The organism is Kitasatospora sp. NPDC050463 (genome assembly GCF_040655255.1).
In the GTDB taxonomy this organism is placed as follows: Bacteria; Actinomycetota; Actinomycetes; order Streptomycetales; family Streptomycetaceae; genus Kitasatospora.
This window is the reverse complement of sequence record NZ_JBFAJO010000007.1, coordinates 44,467-64,201: the sequence shown is the minus strand read 5'-3', so window position 1 is coordinate 64,201 and position 19,735 is coordinate 44,467. Positions and strand designations below refer to the sequence as shown.

General features: G+C 74.2%; 16 protein-coding genes. 12 read left to right on the top strand and 4 right to left on the bottom strand.

Translation table 11 applies throughout. From position 1 onward, the window contains the following. The first annotated feature begins 3 nt into the window (after positions 1-3). Positions 4-1,821 (top strand): 2-oxoglutarate dehydrogenase, E2 component, dihydrolipoamide succinyltransferase, encoded by a 1,818-nt coding sequence (gene sucB / locus AB0J08_RS06750; protein WP_360627972.1) that lies wholly within the window; start codon positions 4-6, stop codon positions 1,819-1,821. A 268-nt stretch (positions 1,822-2,089) separates the two neighbouring features. Continuing rightward, positions 2,090-2,605 carry a DUF4240 domain-containing protein gene (locus tag AB0J08_RS06745; RefSeq protein WP_360627969.1) on the top strand — a complete coding sequence of 172 codons (516 nt, stop codon included), beginning with the start codon at positions 2,090-2,092 and terminating at the stop codon, positions 2,603-2,605. Positions 2,606-2,672: 67 nt separating this feature from the next. On the opposite strand, the gene AB0J08_RS06740 is transcribed toward AB0J08_RS06745, so the two are convergent. Continuing rightward, entirely contained in the window at positions 2,673-3,740 is a 1,068-nt protein-coding gene (locus tag AB0J08_RS06740; protein WP_360627966.1) for a DUF2510 domain-containing protein, read from the bottom strand. A 193-nt stretch (positions 3,741-3,933) separates the two neighbouring features. Then, entirely contained in the window at positions 3,934-4,431 is a 498-nt protein-coding gene (locus AB0J08_RS06735; protein WP_360627963.1) for a GNAT family N-acetyltransferase, read from the bottom strand. 73 nt (positions 4,432-4,504) lie between these two features. On the opposite strand from AB0J08_RS06735, the gene AB0J08_RS06730 reads away from it, so the two are divergent. From AB0J08_RS06730 to AB0J08_RS06720, 3 genes are all read left to right on the top strand, one after another. Next, the gene (locus AB0J08_RS06730) at positions 4,505-5,410 is read left to right on the top strand and encodes a TIGR01777 family oxidoreductase (protein ID WP_360627960.1); all 906 of its coding nucleotides are present in this window, start codon (positions 4,505-4,507) and stop codon (positions 5,408-5,410) included. A gap of 463 nt (positions 5,411-5,873) precedes the next feature. Further along, complete coding sequence (locus AB0J08_RS06725; RefSeq protein ID WP_360627957.1) at positions 5,874-7,205, top strand: NAD(P)/FAD-dependent oxidoreductase; 1,332 nt, start codon at positions 5,874-5,876, stop codon at positions 7,203-7,205. Positions 7,206-7,310: 105 nt separating this feature from the next. Continuing rightward, positions 7,311-8,540: a cation:proton antiporter gene (locus AB0J08_RS06720; protein WP_360627954.1), complete on the top strand. Its 1,230-nt coding sequence runs from the start codon at positions 7,311-7,313 to the stop codon at positions 8,538-8,540. A gap of 53 nt (positions 8,541-8,593) precedes the next feature. Here AB0J08_RS06720 and AB0J08_RS06715 read toward each other — a convergent pair whose 3' ends face one another. Then, positions 8,594-10,582, bottom strand: coding sequence for a regulator (locus AB0J08_RS06715; RefSeq protein WP_360627951.1), 1,989 nt, complete (start codon positions 10,580-10,582; stop codon positions 8,594-8,596). A 309-nt stretch (positions 10,583-10,891) separates the two neighbouring features. Between AB0J08_RS06715 and AB0J08_RS06710 the strand changes: the two genes are divergently transcribed. From AB0J08_RS06710 to AB0J08_RS06680, 7 genes are all read left to right on the top strand, one after another. Next, positions 10,892-11,653 carry a 3-hydroxybutyrate dehydrogenase gene (locus tag AB0J08_RS06710; RefSeq protein ID WP_360627948.1) on the top strand — a complete coding sequence of 254 codons (762 nt, stop codon included), beginning with the start codon at positions 10,892-10,894 and terminating at the stop codon, positions 11,651-11,653. A gap of 437 nt (positions 11,654-12,090) precedes the next feature. Continuing rightward, positions 12,091-13,470 carry an MFS transporter gene (locus tag AB0J08_RS06705; protein ID WP_360627945.1) on the top strand — a complete coding sequence of 460 codons (1,380 nt, stop codon included), beginning with the start codon at positions 12,091-12,093 and terminating at the stop codon, positions 13,468-13,470. Between the two features lie 123 nt (positions 13,471-13,593). Further along, positions 13,594-15,561, top strand: a complete 1,968-nt coding sequence (locus tag AB0J08_RS06700; protein WP_360627942.1) for a GAF domain-containing protein — start codon at positions 13,594-13,596, stop codon at positions 15,559-15,561. A 260-nt stretch (positions 15,562-15,821) separates the two neighbouring features. Next, positions 15,822-16,619: a lipoyl(octanoyl) transferase LipB gene (lipB, locus tag AB0J08_RS06695; protein WP_360627939.1), complete on the top strand. Its 798-nt coding sequence runs from the start codon at positions 15,822-15,824 to the stop codon at positions 16,617-16,619. Between the two features lie 150 nt (positions 16,620-16,769). Beyond that, entirely contained in the window at positions 16,770-17,726 is a 957-nt protein-coding gene (locus AB0J08_RS06690; RefSeq protein ID WP_360627936.1) for a lipoyl synthase, read from the top strand. A gap of 216 nt (positions 17,727-17,942) precedes the next feature. Further along, positions 17,943-18,128: a hypothetical protein gene (locus tag AB0J08_RS06685; RefSeq protein WP_360628265.1), complete on the top strand. Its 186-nt coding sequence runs from the start codon at positions 17,943-17,945 to the stop codon at positions 18,126-18,128. A gap of 126 nt (positions 18,129-18,254) precedes the next feature. Continuing rightward, entirely contained in the window at positions 18,255-18,944 is a 690-nt protein-coding gene (locus tag AB0J08_RS06680) for a DUF4191 domain-containing protein (RefSeq protein WP_360627933.1), read from the top strand. 136 nt (positions 18,945-19,080) lie between these two features. Here the strand turns inward: AB0J08_RS06680 and AB0J08_RS06675 are convergent, their stop codons facing one another. Beyond that, positions 19,081-19,548: an RDD family protein gene (locus tag AB0J08_RS06675; RefSeq protein WP_360627930.1), complete on the bottom strand. Its 468-nt coding sequence runs from the start codon at positions 19,546-19,548 to the stop codon at positions 19,081-19,083. Between the last annotated feature and the right edge of the window lie 187 nt (positions 19,549-19,735).

Genomic DNA, 19,735 nt, shown 5'->3' with positions numbered 1-19,735 from the left:
ACCATGGCGGTCTCAGTAACACTGCCCGCGCTGGGCGAGAGCGTTTCCGAGGGCACCGTCACCCGTTGGCTGAAGGCCGAGGGTGAGCGTGTGGAGGTCGACGAGCCGCTGCTCGAGGTCTCCACCGACAAGGTCGACACCGAGATCCCGGCCCCGGCCTCGGGCATCTTGGCCTCGATCAAGGTCGGCGAGGACGAGACCGTCGAGGTCGGCGCCGAGCTGGCGATCATCGACGACGGCTCCGGCGCCCCGGTCGCCGCCGCTCCGGCCCCGGCCGCCGAGGCCGCTCCGGCCCCGGCCGCCGCACCGGTCGCGGAGGCGCCCGCCGCCCCCGCCCCGGTCGCCGAGGCCCCGGCGGCTCCGGCCGCCCCGGCCGCCGCTCCGGCCGCCGACGCCACCCCGGTGCTGCTGCCCGCGCTGGGCGAGTCGGTCACCGAGGGCACCGTCACCCGCTGGCTGAAGGCCGAGGGTGAGACGGTCGAGGTCGACGAGCCGCTGCTCGAGGTCTCCACCGACAAGGTCGACACCGAGATCCCCTCGCCGGTCGCCGGCGTCGTGGTGAAGATCCTGGTCGGCGAGGACGAGACCGCCGAGGTCGGCGCCCAGCTCGCGCTGATCGGCGCCCCGGGTGCGGCCGCGGCCGCACCGGCCCCGGCTGCCGCTCCCGCTCCGGCCGCTGCGCCGGCTCCGGTCGCCCCGGCCGCCGCTCCGGCTCCGGCCGCTCCGGTCGCCCCGGCCGCCGCTCCGGCTCCGGCCGCTCCGGTCGCCCCGGCCCCGGCCCCGGTGGCTCCGGCCCCCGTCGCCGCCCCGGCTGCCCCGGTCGCCGCTCCGGCTCCGGTGGCTCCGGCCGCTCCGGTCGCCGCCCCGGCTCCCGTCGCCGCCGCGCCGGCCACCGACAGCGGTGACGCCTACGTCACCCCGCTGGTGCGCAAGCTCGCCGCCGAGCAGGGCGTCACGCTGGCCTCCGTCACCGGCACCGGTGTCGGCGGTCGCATCCGCAAGCAGGACGTCATCGCCGCCGCCGAGGCCGCGAAGGCCGCTCCGGCCCCCGTCGCCGCTGCCCCGGCCGCCGCGCCGAAGGCCGCCGCCGCGCCGTCCCCGCTGCGTGGCCAGACGGTCAAGATGACCCGCATCCGCAAGGCCATCGGCGACAACATGCTGAAGGCCCTGCACGAGCAGGCACAGCTGACCAGCGTGGTCGAGGTGGACGTCACCAAGATCATCTCGCTGCGCGGCAAGGCCAAGGACGCCTTCCTCGCCCGCGAGGGCGTGAAGCTGTCCCCGATGCCGTTCTTCGTCAAGGCCGCCGCCCAGGCACTGAAGAGCCACCCGGTGATCAACGCCCGCATCAACGAGGCCGAGGGCACCATCACCTACTTCGACTCCGAGAACATCGGGATCGCGGTGGACTCCGAGAAGGGTCTGATGACCCCGGTCATCAAGGGTGCGGGCGACCTCAACATCGCCGGCATCTCGAAGAAGACCGCGGAGCTGGCCGGCAAGGTGCGCGGCAACAAGATCACTCCGGACGAGCTGTCCGGCGCGACCTTCACCATCAGCAACACCGGCTCGCGCGGTGCGCTGTTCGACACCGTCATCGTGCCGCCGAACCAGGTCGCCATCCTGGGCATCGGCGCGACGGTCAAGCGCCCGGTCGTCATCGAGGCCGACGGCGGCACCGCCATCGGCATCCGCGACATGACCTACCTGTCGCTCTCCTACGACCACCGCCTGGTGGACGGCGCCGACGCCGCCCGCTTCCTGGTGGCCGTCAAGGAGATCCTCGAGGCCGGCGAGTTCGAGGTCGAGCTCGGCCTGTAAGGCAGCAGCCCGCGAGGCAGCCACGGCAGTACGGAACCCCGCGTCGTCCTCGGACGGCGCGGGGTTCCGCGTTCGGTCCGCCCGCCGGGCGCCGGTGGCACGGTGGTTGTCCGCCCGTGGGCGCCGGCAGCACGGTGGTTGTCCGCCCGTGGGCGCCGGCAGCACGGTGGTTGTCCGCTCGTGGGCGCCGGCGGCGGCCGCGTCCGCCCGCGTTTCGCCGAGCCCATCGCATGCGATCGCGCGGGCGAACAGGGATGCTGGAGCGGTGATGGACGAGACCGACTTCTGGCAGATCATCGACGACACCCGGGAGGACGCCGACGGCGACCCCGACGAGCAGGCGGAACGGCTGGTGGAACGGCTCGTCCAACTGACCCCGGACGACGTCATCGACTTCGCCCGGCTCTTCGAGGCCCGGTTCCAGCGCGCCTACCGCTCCGACCTGTGGGGCGCTGCCTACCTCTTGCTGGACGGCGCCTCCGAGGACACCTTCGACTACTTCCGCTGCTGGCTGATCGGCCAGGGGCGGGAGGTGTTCGAGGGCGGGCTGCACGAGCCGGACGACCTGGCCGACCTGCTCCCCGACTTCGACGAGGAGGAGGACGGCGAGGCCGAGGACCTGGGCTACGCGGCCGACGAGGCGTACGAGCAGCTGACCGGGCTTCCGCTGCCCGAGGTGGGCGAGCGACAGCCCGCGCGGCCGTCCGGCGCCGCCCTGGACTTCGACGACCCGGAGGCCATGGCAAAACGGTTCCCCAAGCTCTGGGAGCGCTACGGGGACTGACCCGGGACGGCGGCCGGTGACGGCCCGGGGACCGGGCGCCGCCGGGGACGGCCCGGGGGCCTCCGGCTCAGGTTCCGGAGCCGGAGGCGCTGCCGTCCTGCTTGATGCCCTTGAGGATCTGGTCGAGCACGGTGGGGTCGGGCGCGCCCGCGGCGTCGTCCACCCCGCCCTCGAAGGCCACGAAGCCACCGCCCTTTGCGGGGACGGCCGCCAGCAGGATGTAGCCCTTGGTGCCGTCCGAGGTGGTGATGTGCCACCGCACCACGTAGCCCGAGACGCCCGCCACGGTGGTGTTGGCGGAGCCGGCATCGGTGTGCGAGGTGATGCCGGTGAAGATCGCCGCCGCGTAGGTGGGCATCGCCGCCTCGGCCGCCGCCCGGGCCGAGGCCCCCGCGATGGTGTCCTTCTCCACCGAGAACTGGCCCCGGATGCAGGAGCCGCCGGTCGGGCAGGTGTAGCGGCCGCTGCCCAGGAAGACCGTCGAGTGCGTGGTGTCGGTCTGCGCGTCCCAGCCCTGGAAGATCGGCACCGTGATGGCGTGCTGGGCGTCGGCGGCGGTGTCCTTGACCACCGGCACCGGCGGCAGGCTGGGCACGGGGGTGGGAGTGGCGGTGGGCGCGGGCGTGCGCGTGGCCGGGCCGCGGGTCGGCGACGGGCTCGGGACGTCCGTGACGGTGACCGTCGGCACGGGCGCCGGGTCCGCCTTCGGATCGCCGCCGCTGTTGAGGGCGATCGCGGCCACCACACCGACCACGGCCAGCACCCCGACCACGATCGCGACGGCCACACCCGGCTTCATCCGGCCGGACTGCAGTGGCGGCGGCGGATAGCCGCCCTGCGGGTAGCCGTAGCCCTGCTGGTCCTGCGCCGGGTAGCCGTAACCGGGCGCGCCCTGCTGCGGGGCGCCGTACCCGTAGGCGGGCGGGGAGACGGGGGCCGGCGGCGGGGAGACGGAGGCCGGCGGTTGCGGGGTCTGCCAGGAGACCTGCGTCGGGGCGTCGGCGAGCCCGCCGCCGCCCGCCTGGACGGGGCGGACGTCGCTGGTCCAGGCGTTGCCGTCCCACCAGCGCTCATGACCGGCTGTGCCGTCCGTACCCGGTACCGGGTACCACCCGGGAGGCGTCGAGTTGCTCACGGCCGTACGGTACCCGGCGCGGCACTACTCCAGACAGGTTGGGTTTGTCACGAGTCTGCACCACCCTCACAGTCGATCTGACGACCAGTCAGCAACCTCTGCGCGCGGAGCGGGAGGTGGGACGCGGGGGCCGTCACGTGGCGCGGGAGGCGGGACGCGGGGGCCGTCATGTGGCGCGGGAGGGCCCGGGGGCTCAGGGTGCCAGCGAACGGGCCATCCAGATGTCGTCCACGTACCGGCCGTCGATCAGGAACTCCTCGGCGAGCGAGCCCTCGACCACGAAGCCGCAGGCCTCGTAGAGCCGGCGGGCCGGCGCGTTGTGCCCCAGCACCCGCAGGGTGACCCGGCGCGCCCCCTGCTCCCTGGCGGCCGCACAACCCGCCTCCACCAGCGCCCGGCCGATGCCCCGGCCGCGGGCCGAGGAGGAGACCGCCAGGCCCTGGATCTGCCGCACGTGCCGGTTGCTGGCCAGCGGAGTGGGCGCAACCACCCGGATGTAGCCGACGATCCGGCCGTCGAGCAGGGCGAGCAGGAACTGGTCCGGAGTGTGGCGCTCGTCGAACACCCCGTCACCCTCGGGCGGCTGCGGGGCGACGTCGCTCTGCCAGGACCAGGCGGCCCGGTTGAGTTCGGAGAGCTCCTTCTCGTCCTCGGTCTGCGCGGGACGGATGATCAGATCTTCGTCGTACATGCGCGTCATGCTAATCAGCGGCACCCGGGGCGTACACGGAATTCCGGCCGCCCGGTGCTGTAAGGATGGCCCCATGCGCATCGCGGTCACAGGATCCACGGGATTGATCGGCTCGACACTCGTCCGCTCGCTGCTGGCCGACGGCCACCAAGTGGTCCGGCTGGTCCGGCACCGCTCCAGAACCGGGCCGCAGCCGGACGGGACGACGGCGATCGGCTGGAACCCACTGCTGGGGCAGGTCGACCGGGCCGGGCTGGCGGGCGTCGAGGCGGTGGTGCACCTGGCGGGCGCCGGGGTCGGCGACCACCGGTGGACGGACGCCTACAAGCGGGAGATCCGGGAGAGCCGGGTGCTCGGCACCGAGACCCTGGCCGTCGCGCTGGGGGAGCTCCCGGAGCCGCCGCGGGTCTTCGTCAGCGCCTCGGCCGTCGGGATCTACGGACAGACCGGCGACCGGGTGATCGACGAGGACTCCCCCGTCGGGGACGACTTCCTGGCCGAGGTCTGCGTCGAGTGGGAGGCTGCCGCCCGGCCTGCCGAGCGGGCCGGGATCCGGGTGGTCCACCCACGCACCGGGCTGGTGCTCTCGGCCGCCGGCGGGGCCGGCGGCCGGCTCTTCCCGCTGTTCCGTCTCGGACTCGGCGGGCGGCTCGGCGACGGCCGGCAGTACTGGAGCTTCATCTCACTGGCGGACGAGGTCGCGGCGCTGCGGTTCCTGCTCGACCGGGACGACCTGAGCGGCGCGTTCAACCTCAGCGCGCCGGAGCCGGTCACCAACGCCGAGCTGACGGCGGCGCTCGGCCGGGTGTTGAAGCGGCCGACGCCGTTCCCGGTGCCGGAGGCGGTGCTCAAGGCGGTGCTGGGCGAGTTGGCGGTCGAGGTGACCGGCAGCCACCGGGTGGTGCCGCGGCGGCTGCTGGAGGCCGGCTTCCGTTTCGAGCACCCGGATGTGGACGCGGCGGTGCGGGCGGCGCTGTAGCGGCGTTGCAGCGGCGGGGCGGGCGTCGCCGGGGAGGCCGGGCGGGCGGGGTGCTCAGGGCGGCCGCGCACGGTAGACCCGGTGCGGTAGGCCCGGTGCTCCCGGTGCGGCACCCCGTGCGGGCGGGCCCGCGTACGCCCCGTACGGCATCCGCCCTGGCCGGGGGCATATGCCGAGCGGGGTTCGGACGGGGCTCCGGGAGGGGGCGCACAGGAGCACGCAACAGGCGCGCCGCACGCCCCTGGTGACCGTGCGCGCCCGCCGACCCCGAACCCGGCCGGTTGCGCGCACCGTGCGTGACCGCACCCCCACCGCATGCTGTCGAACCCTATCCGGGGCCCGGATCGGGTCCGGCGTGCTTGTCTGACGCTCACACTGACTGGGCATCACATCGTCGGACCGTGTCCCGGCACCCCGCTGCCTGCGTCGGCCGAAGCTCCGGGACCAGGGAGGGAGCACGCCAGTGCCCACATACGACTTCACTCGCCGCACCCGCCGACAGTCCGATCCGGACGTCGTCGTGGTGGGCGCCGGACTCGCGGGCCTGGCCGCCGCCCGCGCGCTGACCGGCCACGGCCTGACCGTCCAGGTCCTGGAGGCCGCAGGCCGGATCGGCGGCCGGATGGCCACCCGCGAGCTGGACGGGTTCCGGCTCGACCACGGCAGCCAGTTGCTGAACACCGCCTACCCCGAGCTGGGCCGCGCGCTCGACCTCGACCGGCTCGACCTGCACCCGCTCGCCCCCGGCGTGCTCGTGTACAGCGGCGGCCGCCGGTACCGCGCCGGGGATCCGCAGCTGACCGCCGCCCGACAGGCGGCCTCCCGGGCACCGCTCGGCAGTCCGCTGGACAAGGCCCGGCTGGGCAGCTGGCTCAGCCGCCTGGCCGCCACCCCCGCCGGCCGACTGCAGGCGCGGCCGGAGACCACCACCGCCCGCGCGCTCGGCGAACGCGGCCTCGCCCCGCGCACCGTCGACGGCTTCCTGCGGCCGCTGCTCGGCGCCCTGCTCAGCGACCCGGCCCTGGGCACCAGCAGCCGGATCGCCGACCTGGTGCTGCGCTGCTACGCGCGCGGCCGGCTCTGTCTGCCCGCCGACGGGATCGCGGCCGTGCCGGCCCAGGTGGCCGCCGACCTGCCGGCCGGGACCCTGCGGACCGGAGTGCGGGTCACCTCGATAGCCGCCGACGGCGTGGAGACCGCCGGCCACGGCCGGATCGGCGCCCAGGCCGTCGTGGTGGCGACCGACGCGCGCTCCGCCGCCGGGTTGCTGCCCGGGCTGCGCCTGCCTGACTTCCACCCCGTCACGACCTTCTACCACGCGACGGACCGGGCGCCGATCGCCGAGGCCGTGCTGCTGCTGGACGGCGAACGGCCGAACGGCCACCCGCCGCTGGTCTCGCACTCCCTGGTGCTCAGCGAGCTGCACCCCTCGTACGCCCCGGCCGGACAGGCACTGGTCGCCACGACGGTGCTGGGGCGGCGGTCCTTCGACGCCGGCGGACCGGCCGCGCTCGAACCCGCGGTTCGCGCGCGGTTGGCAGAGCTGTACGGCGCCCCGGCCAAGGGCTGGCAGTTCCTGAGCGTGCGTCACGTCCCGGACGCGGTGCCCGCCATGCCGCCGCCGCACAACAGCCGGCGCCCGGTGCGACTGCTGGCCGGGCTCTACGTCTGCGGCGACCACCGGGACACCAGCAGCGTCCAGGGCGCGCTGGTCTCGGGGCGGCGGGCGGCGCAGGCCGTGGTGCGCGACCTCGGGCTGCCGGCCGCCGCCCGAGAGGCGGAGGCGGCGGCGTAAACACGCGCCCGGAGGCCTACCGAGGCGGCAGGCCGCGGCGCGCCAGTATCCCGATATGACCGCTAATCGGATGCTTTCCGTCCAGAACCCCGGGCCCGTCGCCCGGTGAGCGCCGGCTGCCAGGTCGATCCGCTCGCGCTGATCCTGATCCCGGCCGCCGCCGTGGTCGCACCGCTGCTCGCCGACCGGCTGCTGCGGTGGGTCGCCGTCCCCACGGTGGTGTTCGAGATCGTGCTCGGCGTCCTGATCGGGCCCGACGTACTGGACTGGACGCAGGTCGGTGGCCTGGTCGACACGCTCTCGGAGTTCGGCCTGGCGATGCTGATGTTCCTGGCCGGATACGAGATCGACTTCGCCAAGCTGCGCGGCGGCCCGCTGAAACGGGCGGGCGCCGCGTGGCTGGTGTCCCTGGTGGTGGCACTCGGCGTGGGCGCGATGGTCAACCGGAACCCGCTGAACGGCGCCTTCGCCGGACTCGCCCTCACCACCACCGCGCTCGGCACCATCCTGCCGATCCTGCGGGACGCCGGGGAGCTGCCGACCCCGTTCGGCTCGCTGGTGATGGCCACCGGCGCGATCGGCGAGTTCGGGCCGATCATCGCGGTCGCGATCCTGCTGAGCGGCAACAGCCCGCTCCGGACCGCCGTCATCCTGGCCGCCTTCGCGGTGATCACGGCGGCCGCCGTCGGCTGCGCCCGCCGGCCCCGGCCGGACTGGATGACCCGGCTGATCCGCCGGACCCTGCGCACCTCCGGCCAGTTCGCGATCCGCACGGTGATCCTGGTGCTCGCCGCGATGGTGTCCGCCGCGATCTGGCTCGATCTGGACATGCTGCTCGGCGCGTTCACCGCCGGGATCGTCTCCCACCTGCTGCTCACCGGTGTCCCGGAGGCCGAGGAGGAGGTCATCGAGGCCAAGCTGGAGGGCATCGGCTTCGGGTTCCTCGTCCCGGTGTTCTTCGTGGTCAGCGGGATGAAGTTCGACCTGGAGGCGCTGCTCCGGGACCCGGGCCACCTGTTGCTCGTCCCGGTCTTCCTGCTGCTGCTCCTGACCGTGCGCGGACTGCCGGCCGCCCTCCTCGCCCCGATCGGACTCGGCCGGCGCGACCGGGCGGCGCTCGGCCTCTACGGCGCGACCGCGCTGCCGCTGGTCGTGGTGATCACCACGATCGAGGTGGACGCCGGGCACCTGCCGTCCTCCACCGCGGCCGCGCTGGTCGGCGCGGGCATGCTCTCCGTCCTGGCCTTCCCGCTGCTGGCCCAGCGGCTGCGCGGGACGGTCCGCCCGCCCGCCACCGAGGGCGACCGGCAGCGGGTCAACGCCGAGAGCTGGTAGCCGCGGCCGGCCGGTCGGGCGGCGCACCCGGCCGGCCCCGGCCCGGCCCGCCGTCAGATCACCCCCGCCTGGCGCGCCGTCTCCTCGAAGGCGCGGGCCACCGGGCTGCCCCGGTAGGGAGTGAGCCGGCGGTGGAAGTCCCGGACGTACTCCAGCGAACGGGCCGAGCGCATCTCCCCGGCGGCCCGCAACGCATCGGTGGCCATGGTGCACGCCTCGTCCAAGTCCCCCATGCCGAGCCGGGCGGTGGCCAGCACCAGCCGGCAGAAGATCCGGCTGCGGGCGTAGGCGGGCGAGCGCAGCCGCAGCGACTTCTCCGCGTGCTGGGCCGACGTCCGCCACTGCTGGAGGTCGCGGTAGCAGTGGGCGAACTCGTCGGAGAGCTGCGCCTCGTCGAAGTAGCGCGCCCAGGAGGGCAGTTCGTCGCCGACCCGGGCCCCGGCCAGGGCCCGCTCGGAGCGCACCAGCGCGGTGGTGCAGGACCGGACGTCGCCGAGCAGGCCGTGCCCGCGGGCCTCGGCGGCGTGCAGCAGCGACTGCACGGTGGGCGGTACCGCGGTGCCCACGCCCTGCTGGGCGACCCGGGCCAGCTGGACCGCCTCCCGGCCGTGGCCGAGGTGAACGGCCTGCTGGCTCATCGTCACCAGGATGTAGCCGCCGAGCGCGCGGTCCCCCGCGGCCTGGGAGAGCCGCAGGGCCTGGACGAAGTAGCGCTGGGCCAGGCCGTGCGCGGCAATGTCGAAGGACGTCCAGCCGGCGAGCCTGGTCAGGTCGGCGACGGCCCCGAAGAGCGCCCGCCCGATCTGCTCGCCGTAGCGGCCGCGCAGCATCGGCTCGGCCTCGCTCTCCAGGTACCGGACCAGCGCCTGGCGGGCGTGGCCGCCGCCGTAGGCGTGGTCCAGCGCTCGGAAGAGGTCCCCGACGGCGCGGATCGCGGCGATGTCGCCGCGGCCGACCCGCAGCGCCGGCCTCGGGTCGCGGGCCGGGTCGGTGTACGGCGGCTCGACGGCGACGGGCGGGCGGCGGCTCTGGGTCGGCACCCGGCCGAGCGCGGCGGCGGCGGCCGGGTTGGCGGAGACCGGGGCGGCCGGCGCCCCGGCGGAGTTCCGGACGGACGGCGCGGCGGGCGCCGTGCCGCGCGCCGGGGGTGCAGCGGCTCCCCCGGGCCCGGCCGGCCCGACGGACGCCGCCCCCGGGCCGGCATCGGGTCGGGGCAGGGTGGATCCGTCCCGGGCGACCCGCTCGTCGGTGCGCCCGATCAGCCAGTCCCGGCTGGGGACGACCAGGCCGGCCGGAGTGAAGGCGATCCGGCGCAGCTCGGACTGCGGGCCGTTGTCCTTGCGCCACATGCTCGCCACGATGTCCACCGCCTCCTGCGGCGTCTCGGCGAACTCCAGGCCTGCGTAGACCGGGGCGCAGGCGTCCAGGCCGAGGTCCTGGGCGGTGAGGCGGCGGCCGAGCCGGCGGGTGAACACCTCGGCGATCAGCGCGGGGGTGGCGCCGCGCGGCTGCTGGCCGCGGAGCCAACGGGTGACCGAGGTCTTGTCGTACCGCAGGTCCAGGCCGTGCTCCAGACCGAGCTGGTCCACCCGGCGGGCCAGGCCGGCGTGCGAGAACCCGGCCTCCTCGATCAGGGCGGCCAGCTGGCCGTTCTGCGGGGCCGGGCCGGCGGGGGCGGCCGGCGCGGAGGGCTGGGCGGGGGCCGGGGACTGGGCGGGCGCGGGGGGCTGAGCGGCGGCCGGGGACTGGGCGGGCGCGGGGGGCTGAGCGGCGGCCGGGGACTGGGCGGGCGCGGGGGGCTGAGCGGTGGCCGGGGACTGGGCGGTGGCCGGGGACTGGGCGGGCGTGGGCGCGACGGGCGCCTCCGCGGGCGCCGGGGCGCTCCGGTGCCGTGCGGTCGCGACCTGCACGGGCAGCCGCATGTCGTCGGTGGCCAGGGCCTCGGGGGCGTCCGGAAGGGCCCGGCCGACCGGACCTCGGTGCTGGTCGAGCGGGTCGAGCGGTCCGTACGCCGGGCTGTCGGTTGCAGGCCGTTGGGGCATAGTCAGTCAACACCTCTCGGACGCCGTACCGGCTCCACCAGCACTTCGGCTGCCTGTGGCGGCGCCCCCTGTCGGGAATCGGCGTGAATGTAGCGAGCATTCGGGCGCTATGGGCGGTTCTGACCGAGCAATCCTCCGAACGGGTGAAGCATCGGCGCCCATTGTGGGGAAGCCCGGACCGCATGGGTTTGGCCCGAGGTGGCCGAACCGCTGATCGACCGTCATAGCGATGACCGCCACAGGTGGGCCGGTCACTGTGGTGCACCAGCACATGGGAGTCGGGCCGCCGGATTCCTACCGTTCTCGGCCATGGACACCACTTCAGCCCGCCCGCTCGACGGCCGTACGGCCCTGGTCACCGGGGCGGCCTCGGGCATCGGCCGGGCCTGCGCCGAAGCCTTCGCCGAGGCCGGCGCCCGGGTCTACGTCGTCGACCTCGCGGCCGCCCCGGCCCGGGAGCTCGCCGACCGGATCGGCGGCGTGGCGCACGTCGCGGACCTCGCCGACCCAGAGGCGGTGGAGGCGCTGCCGGACGACGCCGACATCGTGGTCAACAACGCCGGCCTCCAGCACGTCGCGCCGATCCACGAGTTCCCGATCGACCGCTTCGCCCTGATCCAGCGGGTGATGGTCGAGGCGCCGTTCCGCATCCTGCGCCGCACCCTGCCGCACATGTACGCGCAGGGCTGGGGGCGGGTGGTCAACATCTCCTCCGTCCACGGCCTGCGGGCCAGCGCCTTCAAGTCGGCCTACGTGACGGCGAAGCACGCACTGGAGGGGCTGAGCAAGACGGTCGCCCTGGAGGGCGCGCCGTACGGCGTCACCAGCAACTGCATCAACCCGGGGTACGTCCGGACCCCGCTGGTGGAGCGGCAGATCGCGGACCAGGCGCTGGCACACGGCATCCGAGAGGACGAGGTGGTCGAGCGGATCATGCTCGACCGCACCGCCGTCAAGCGGCTGATCGAACCCGACGAGGTGGCGCAGCTGGCCCTCTGGCTCTGCTCCGCGCACGCCTCCTACATCACCGGCGCCAGCCTCCCCGTCGACGGCGGCTGGACGGCGCGCTGAGCCACGAGAAGGGGAGACCGAGAGGAAGCGCGCGACAAACCCGTCCGCCTCGCCGACAACGGCGAGGCGGACGAGTCGACATGCTCGACGACGGCGCCCCCGGCTCACCCGCCTCACCACCGCCGGGGCGGTAGCAGTCGGACTGGACCGCTCCGCCAGGCAGATCCGCCGCGCGAACTGAGCCCTCCTGCATCCTCGGCGCGTGCTCTCGCCGTCTCGACCGCCGTGGTGTCCTGGCCGTCGCCCTGCCGCGCCCGCGGCGGACCGGTTCCATCCCGCGGCGGCCTCGCACCATGTTCCTGATCACCGCACGGAAGGCCGGTCATGGCTGCCCCTCTCACAACAGTCCACGGCACTGTGTGGTTCACCCACATAGTGCCGTGGACCGCGACTTCCTACCTTGTGGCGACACCGTCCCCCGTCTGGAAGTGGTGACCATGAGCGGCTCCGACTCCCCGAAGAGCACAAGAGGCTCGCTGCCACGAGTTGTGGCCGCGAGCCTCATAGGAACAACCATCGAGTTCTACGATTACTTCCTGTACGGCACCGCCGCCGCACTGGTCTTCGGCAAGGTGTTCTTCCCGGCGAGCGATCCGCTGACCGGGACCCTGCTCTCCTTCCTCACGTATGCGATCGGGTTCGCCGCCCGGCCGCTCGGCGCGCTGGTGTTCGGGCACTTCGGGGACCGGATCGGCCGCAAGAAGCTGCTGGTGGTGAGCCTGCTGCTGATGGGCGGGTCGACCACGCTGATCGGGCTGCTGCCGACGTACAACTCGATCGGCGTCGCCGCGCCGGTGCTGCTGACGGCGCTGCGGCTGGTGCAGGGCTTCGCACTCGGCGGTGAGTGGGGCGGCGCGGTGCTGCTGGTCTCCGAGCACGGGGACGCCCGGCGGCGCGGGTTCTGGGCCTCCTGGCCGCAGGGCGGCGCCCCGGCGGGGAACCTGCTGGCAGCGGGCGTGCTCTCGCTGCTGACCACCGTGCAGTCGGACGCCACCTTCCTCTCCTGGGGTTGGCGGGTGCCGTTCCTGCTGTCGGCGGTGCTGGTGGCGGTCGGTCTCTGGATCCGGCTGGCGGTGGACGAGTCCCCGTTGTTCAAGGAGGCGCTGGCGAAGGCCGAGGCGCGCAAGGCCGCGCACCGGCAGGCCGAGCAGCCGCCGATGGTGGCGGTACTGCGGCACCACTGGCGGGAGTTGCTGGTGGCGATGGGCGCCCGGATAGCCGAGAACATCTCGTACTACGTGATGACCACCTTTGTGCTGGCGTACGCGGTGACCCAGGTGCACCTGCCCAAGCAGACCGCGCTGAACGCGGTACTGATCGCCTCGGCGATCCAGTTCGCACTGATCCCGCTCTTCGGGGCGCTCTCCGACCGGGTCGGCCGCAAGCCCGTGTACCTGGTCGGCGCGGTGGGCGTCGGGATCTGGGCCTTCGTCTTCTTCGGGCTGGTGGACACCAAGTCGTTCGGCTCGCTGGTGCTGGCGGTGACCATCGGTCTGGTCTTCCACAGCGCGATGTACGCACCGCAGGCGGCCTTCTTCTCGGAACTGTTCTCGACCCGGGTGCGGTACTCGGGCGCGTCGATCGGCGCCCAGTTCGCCTCGGTGGCGGCCGGCGCGCCGGCTCCGCTGATCGCGACGGCGCTGCTGAAGGACTACGGCAGCTCCACCCCGATCGCGGTGTACGTGGCCATCGCGGCGGCCGTCACCGTGCTGGCTGTGCTCTGCAGCCGGGAGACCCGCGGCCGCGACCTGGCCGAGGCGGAGGAGGGGGCCGCGGAGGCCGACCAGGCCCCGGCCGGGAAGCCCGCGATCGCCTGACGACCCGGCGGACGGCGCTCGTACCGCAGGAGCGCCGTCCGCCGACACCCGCCGGGGCCGAGCCGCTACGATCGCGCTTCCGTCCCCGGGGCCAGAGACCCACTGCCGATTGGCGGCCGCACAGTGAACGACCTCCGTCCCGACACCAGCGCGGCGCCGGCGCTGCGACGGTTGCTCGACCTCCTCGCCTCCGGCGCCGCCACCGAGGACTTCGCCGACGTCCTGTCCGACGCGCGCCGCCGGGGCGCGCCGGCCGCTGTGCTGAGCGAGATCGACGACGCCACCTGGCAGGCGCTGCGGGTGCACCGGACGCTGCGTCAGCACCGGCGCCGCGAAGCCGAGCTGACCGCGCTCTTCGACACCGCCGGGGACCTCGCCGCCTCCCGGGACCTGGACACCGTGCTCCAGGCGATCGTCCGCCGGGCCCGGCTGCTGCTCGGCACCGACACCGCCTACCTGACCCTCCCGGACGAGGCCGCCGGCGACACCTACATGCGGGTCACCGACGGATCGGTCTCGGTGCTCTTCCAGACCCTGCGGCTGAGCCTGGGCGACGGCCTCGGCGGCCTGGTCGCCCAGACCGCCCGCCCGTACGCCACCCCCGACTACCGGACCGACGAACGGTTCCACCACACCGGCACGATCGACGCGGGCGTGCTGGACGAGGGCCTGGTCGCGATCATCGGGGTGCCGCTGCTGCTCGGCGGGCGGGTGATCGGGGTGCTGTTCGCCGCCGACCGCTCCCCACGCGCCTTCTCCCCCGACGAGGTCGCGCTGCTCTGCTCGCTGGCCGCACACGCCGCGATCGCCCTGGACACCGCGAAGTCGCTGGCCGACACCCGGGCCGCACTGGCCGAGCTGAACAGCGCCAACGAGCTGATCCGGGCCCACTCCGCCGCCGTCCAGCGGGCCGAACAGGGCCACGACCGGCTCACCGACCTCGTCCTGCGCGGCGCCGAGGTGCCGGACGTGGCCGCCGAGGTGGCCGCCCTGCTGGGCGGCGGGATAGCCGTCCTGGACACCGAGGGTGAGCCGCTGGCCGGCCGGGCCGGGCCCGCCGAGGGGCTGGCCGAGGCGGTCGCCGCCTCCCGGGCCGAGGGCCGGTCGGTGCGGCACGGCGAGGACTGGGTCTGCGCCGTGCTGGCCGGACAGGAGCCGCTGGGGGCGCTGGTCCTGCGCGGGCGGCCCGACCTGGAGGACGCCGACCGGCGGCTCTTCGAACGGGCCAGTGTGGTGACCGCGCTGCTCCTGCTGCTGCGCCGCTCGGTGGCCGAGACGGAGAACCGGGTCCGCGGCGAACTGCTGGCCGACCTGCTGACCGCCCCCGACCGCGACCCGGCCGGCCTGACCGCGCGCGGCCGCCGGCTGGGCGTGGACCTCGGGCGCCCGCATCTGGTGCTGGTCGCCGAACCGGCCGGCGCCCCCGGCACCGCGGTGACCGACCGCGGCCGGCTGGCGGGCGCCGCCGGGCGGTACCTGTTCGGCTCGCGGGGCATCAGCGCGGAGCACGGCGAGGCGGTCGTCCTGCTGCTCCCGGACGACAGCTCGGCGCCGGGCCTGACGGGTGCGGCGGGCGCGGCGGGCATGACGGGCGCGGCGGGCGCTCAGCAGGTCGCCGAGCTGGCCGCCGAACGGCTGGCCCGACTGGCCGGGTTCCCGGTCACGGTGGGCGCCGGCCGCCCGGCCGCCGGGCCGGTCGCGCTGGCCGCCTCCTACGCCGAGGGCCTGCGCTGCGTCCGGGCCCTGCGGGTGCTCGGCCGGGCCGGGGACGGCGCCTCGGCCCGCGCACTCGGCTTCCTCGGCGTGCTGCTCGGCGACGGCCACGACGTGGACGGCTTCGTCGGCGCGACGCTCGGCCCGCTGCTGGACTACGACGCCCGACGCGGCACCGAACTGGTCCGCACCCTGCGCGCCTACTTCGACTGCGGCGGCAGCCTGACCCGCGCCAAGGACGAGCTGCACGTCCACGTGAACACCGTGGTGCAGCGGCTGGACCGGGTCGAGGCGCTGCTCGGCCGGGACTGGAACCACCCCGAGCGCTCGCTGGAACTCCAGCTGGCGCTGCGCCTGCAACTGCTCGCGGGCGGCTGATCCGGCCCTGGCCGGGGCTCCCCCACGGCACGCCCCACGGGCCGCTCCCCCGGGCCCGCCCCACGGTCCGGCCCGAGGGCTTCCGCCGGCGGTTCCTCCGGGGCCCATGCCGCCGTTCCTCCCGGGGCTCCCCCTCGGCCGCTCCCGGGCACCCTCGGGCACCCGAACGGCCGAAAGCGGCTCGGGCGTACAGTGGCGAGGTTGGTCTCGAACGCCTGGCAAGGAGCAGCAGTGGCCACAGAGCGCAGCGAGGTGGGCGCATGAGCGAGAACATACGGTTCGTGCGGATGGGCATCGGCGAGGGCGCCGTGCCCTACCAGGAGGCCTGGGAGGAGCAGCAGCGGCTGCACGCCCTGCGGGTCGCGGACGAGATCCCCGACACCGTGCTGCTGCTGGAGCACCCGCCGGTGTACACGATGGGCCGCCGCACCAACCCGGCCGATCTGCCGCTGGACGGCACACCGGTGGTCGAGGTCAACCGGGGTGGCGAGATCACCTGGCACGGCCCCGGCCAGCTGGTCGGCTACCCGATCGTGAAGCTCCCCGAGCCGATGGACGTCGTCGCCTATGTGCGCCGGCTGGAGGAGGCCCTGATCCGGGCCTGCGGCGAGTTCGGTGTGGAGACCACCCGGATCGAGGGCCGCAGCGGGGTCTGGGTGCTGGGCGCGACCATCCCGGACGCGGTGGTGGACCCGGCGCAGGTGGTGGACATCGGCAAGCTGACCCTGCGGATGGGCCTGCCGCTGGGCATCGACCCGAGGCTGGCCGGCCCCGAGTACGCGCCGTCCAACGCCGGTCAGCGCGGCGACGACCGCAAGCTCGCCGCGATCGGCGTCCGGGTCGCGCGCGGGGTGACGATGCACGGCTTCGCGCTGAACTGCAATCCGGACATGACCTGGTTCGACCGGATCGTGCCCTGCGGGATCCGGGACGCGGGCGTGGCCTCGCTCTCCGGCGAGCTGGGCCGGCCGTTCGAGGTCGGCGAGGCGCTGACCGTGGTCGAGAAGCGCCTGGCGGAGGTGTTCGCCGAGCTGCCGGAACCGGCACTCGGCCGCTGAACCCGCTCCTGGGTGCCGACCGACCGCGTCACCCGGGAATCTACCGGCCGGTAGCACTGTTGCCCTGCGTTTGCGGGCCACGGGCCCGGCGAAGGCCGTACAAGCACAGGCGTACCCTGGGGGTACCCCGTCTAGTTCTAGGAGTCGCACGTGTCCGCTGTCGCACCCGACGGCAGGAAGCTGCTCCGCCTGGAGGTCCGCAACAGCGAGACCCCCATCGAGCGGAAGCCCGAGTGGATCAAGACCCGCGCGAAGATGGGCCCGGAGTACAACGCCCTCCAGTCGCTGGTGAAGAAGGAGGGGCTGCACACGGTCTGCCAGGAGGCCGGCTGCCCCAACATCTTCGAGTGCTGGGAGGACCGCGAGGCGACCTTCCTCATCGGCGGTGACCAGTGCACCCGCCGCTGCGACTTCTGCCAGATCGACACCGGCAAGCCCGCCGACTTCGACCGTGACGAGCCGCGCCGCGTCGCCGAGTCCATCGTGACCATGGACCTCAACTACGCCACCATCACCGGCGTCGCCCGCGACGACCTGGAGGACGGCGGCTCCTGGCTGTACGCCGAGACGGTGCGCCAGGTGCACGCGCTGACCGCCGGCCGTGAGGCCGGCCGCACCGGCGTCGAGCTGCTGATCCCCGACTTCAACGCGGTGCCGGAGCAGCTGGCCGAGGTCTTCTCGTCCCGCCCCGAGGTGCTGGCGCACAACGTCGAGACGGTGCCGCGGATCTTCAAGCGGATCCGGCCCGCGTTCCGCTACGAGCGCTCGCTGGACGTCATCACCCAGGCCCGGGCGGCCGGGCTGGTCACCAAGTCCAATCTGATCCTGGGCATGGGCGAGACCCGCGAGGAGGTCAGCCAGGCGCTGGCCGACCTGGTCGGCGCCGGCTGCGAGCTGATCACCATCACCCAGTACCTGCGCCCGTCGCTGCGCCACCACCCGGTCGAGCGTTGGGTGAAGCCCCACGAGTTCGTCGAGCTCCAGCAGGAGGCCGAGGAGCTCGGCTTCGCCGGGGTCATGTCCGGCCCGCTGGTGCGCTCCTCGTACCGCGCCGGGCGGCTGTACCGGCAGGCGCTGGAGCACCGCGAGCGGACGGCGGCGGTCTGACCGCACGGTCCGGTCTCGGTCCGGTCCGGCCTGGGTTCCGGCCCGGCCGGCGGTTCCGGTCCGGCGACCGCTCGGTTTGAGCCATCTGAGGGGCGGAGCTTCGGCTCCGCCCCTTCCGGTTCACCGGGCTTTGACTGACAGGTCACGGACTGGTAACACGGGGTGGTGAGGATGGAACCGTTCGAATCATTTCCGCCACAAGAGGAGCTGTTCGACATGCAGGTCGGCATCCGGTCGGTGGGCACCGCGCTGCGGCTGGCCGAGAGCGTGCTGCTGGCGGGCGGGCAGCGGCAGGCCCGGCGCAACGCCTGGGCCGCGGTCTGCGAGAACCGCCGCTACGCGGCGGACCGCGAGCGCGACGCCCTGCCGGGCGGCCCCGCAGTGGAGTCCGCGCGCCGTTAGACCCCGCCCGGCTCGGCCCCGGAACCGCCACTGTGCGCGATCGCCCGTGGGCTTCCGGGTCACGGTTCGGACGAACGGGTACCCGGGCTTGGTTATCCCGTACCCACGGCACGTACCATGAGCATTATGGCGAGGGAAACATCCGAGAACCCCGGGCGACTGAAGCAGATCCGCCTGGCTTACACCATGACCAAGAAGGTCGACACCAAGATCGGCCTGATCATCGCCGGCGTCGGCCTGCTGACCTTCGGCGTGTTCCTCGCCATCGGCTTCGCAATCGACCACCCGGTCTATCTGGGCATCCTGGGCTTCATCGTGGCCTTCCTGGCCATGGCGATCGTCTTCGGACGCCGGGCCGAACGCGCCGCGTTCGGGCAGATGGAAGGGCAGCCGGGGGCCGTAGCGGCGGTGCTGAACAACATCAAGCGAGGGTGGAGCGCGAGTTCCACCCCGGTGGCGGTCACCCGTAACCAGGACGCGGTCTACCGCGCCGTGGGCCGGGCCGGCATCGCGCTGATCGGCGAGGGCAACCCGAACCGGGTCCGCCAGCTGCTGGCGTCCGAGAAGAAGAAGATGGCCCGGGTCGTCGGCGACGTACCGGTGCACGACATCGTGGTGGGCACCGGCGAGGGCGAGATCCCGCTCAAGAAGCTGCAGATCCACCTGATGCGACTGCCCCGCGCGATCACGCCCGCCCAGGTCACCGAGACCAACGACCGCCTCCGCGCGCTGGGCGACCTGCTCTCCAAGGCGCCGATCCCCAAGGGCCCGATGCCCAAGGGTGCCCGGATGCCCAAGGGCGGCCAGGTCCGCTGACCCCCTCCCCATCGACACGAACGGCCCCGCAGCGGATTCTCCGCTGCGGGGCCGTTCGTCGTTCGGGTAGCGGTGCGTCGACCGGGTCGGCCGGCGCCGCTCGCCGCACCGGCCGCGGGCGGCCGGGCCGTACGGCCTAGATGCGGACCTCGACCGTGCCGACCGCCTTGTCGTGCAGGCCGCGGGTGTCGCGGTCCCAGACCAGCGCCGGCACCACCAGGCAGAGCAGCACGGTGCGCAGCAGGACCTGCGGGATGGTGGCCCGGCGGCCGTCCAGGCGGACCACCCGCAGACCGAACAGCCGCTTGCCGACGGTCGTCCCCGTGGTGGCGAGCAGCAGCACGGTGACCGCGAAGAACAGCGGGGTGGTCCACAGGTTCGCCGAGCCCGGAGAGCCCTTGCCGAGCAGCCCGTAGGCGACCAGGGCGACCAGCCAGCCGTCGACGAACAGCGCGCCCACCCGGCGGCCCGGGCCGGCGATCGAGCCGGCGCCCTCCCGGGGCAGTCCGAGGCGCTCACCGCGGTGGCCGAAGTCGGCACCCATCTTCTCGGCGGCCGCCTTCGGGCCGTCGATCCACGATCCCAACGCTTCTCTGGTGTCCACGAATCCACACTAACCGGGCGGACACCGCGGCCCGGCACCGGCACCCCCGGAGGGTGAATCGCTTCTCCCGGGGGCACCCCAAGTGGTCCAGACCACTCAACGCCCGCAACCCGGGCCGGCGAAGCATTTTGCCCCGGAGCGTACGACTTTGCCGCCCGCCCACGGGTGGCGGTTAACATTCAGGAAA

Bases quoted from the DNA above. Each gene is read 5' to 3' on its own strand.
- sucB (WP_360627972.1), top strand. From the start codon at position 4: ATGGCGGTCTCAGTAACACTGCCCGCGCTGGGCGAGAGCGTTTCCGAG.
- AB0J08_RS06745 (WP_360627969.1), top strand. From the start codon at position 2,090: ATGGACGAGACCGACTTCTGGCAGATCATCGACGACACCCGGGAGGAC.
- AB0J08_RS06735 (WP_360627963.1), bottom strand. From the start codon at position 4,431: ATGTACGACGAAGATCTGATCATCCGTCCCGCGCAGACCGAGGACGAG.
- AB0J08_RS06730 (WP_360627960.1), top strand. From the start codon at position 4,505: ATGCGCATCGCGGTCACAGGATCCACGGGATTGATCGGCTCGACACTC.
- AB0J08_RS06715 (WP_360627951.1), bottom strand. From the start codon at position 10,582: ATGCCCCAACGGCCTGCAACCGACAGCCCGGCGTACGGACCGCTCGAC.
- AB0J08_RS06710 (WP_360627948.1), top strand. From the start codon at position 10,892: ATGGACACCACTTCAGCCCGCCCGCTCGACGGCCGTACGGCCCTGGTC.
- AB0J08_RS06705 (WP_360627945.1), top strand. From the start codon at position 12,091: ATGAGCGGCTCCGACTCCCCGAAGAGCACAAGAGGCTCGCTGCCACGA.
- lipB (WP_360627939.1), top strand. From the start codon at position 15,822: ATGAGCGAGAACATACGGTTCGTGCGGATGGGCATCGGCGAGGGCGCC.
- AB0J08_RS06685 (WP_360628265.1), top strand. From the start codon at position 17,943: ATGCAGGTCGGCATCCGGTCGGTGGGCACCGCGCTGCGGCTGGCCGAG.
- AB0J08_RS06680 (WP_360627933.1), top strand. From the start codon at position 18,255: ATGGCGAGGGAAACATCCGAGAACCCCGGGCGACTGAAGCAGATCCGC.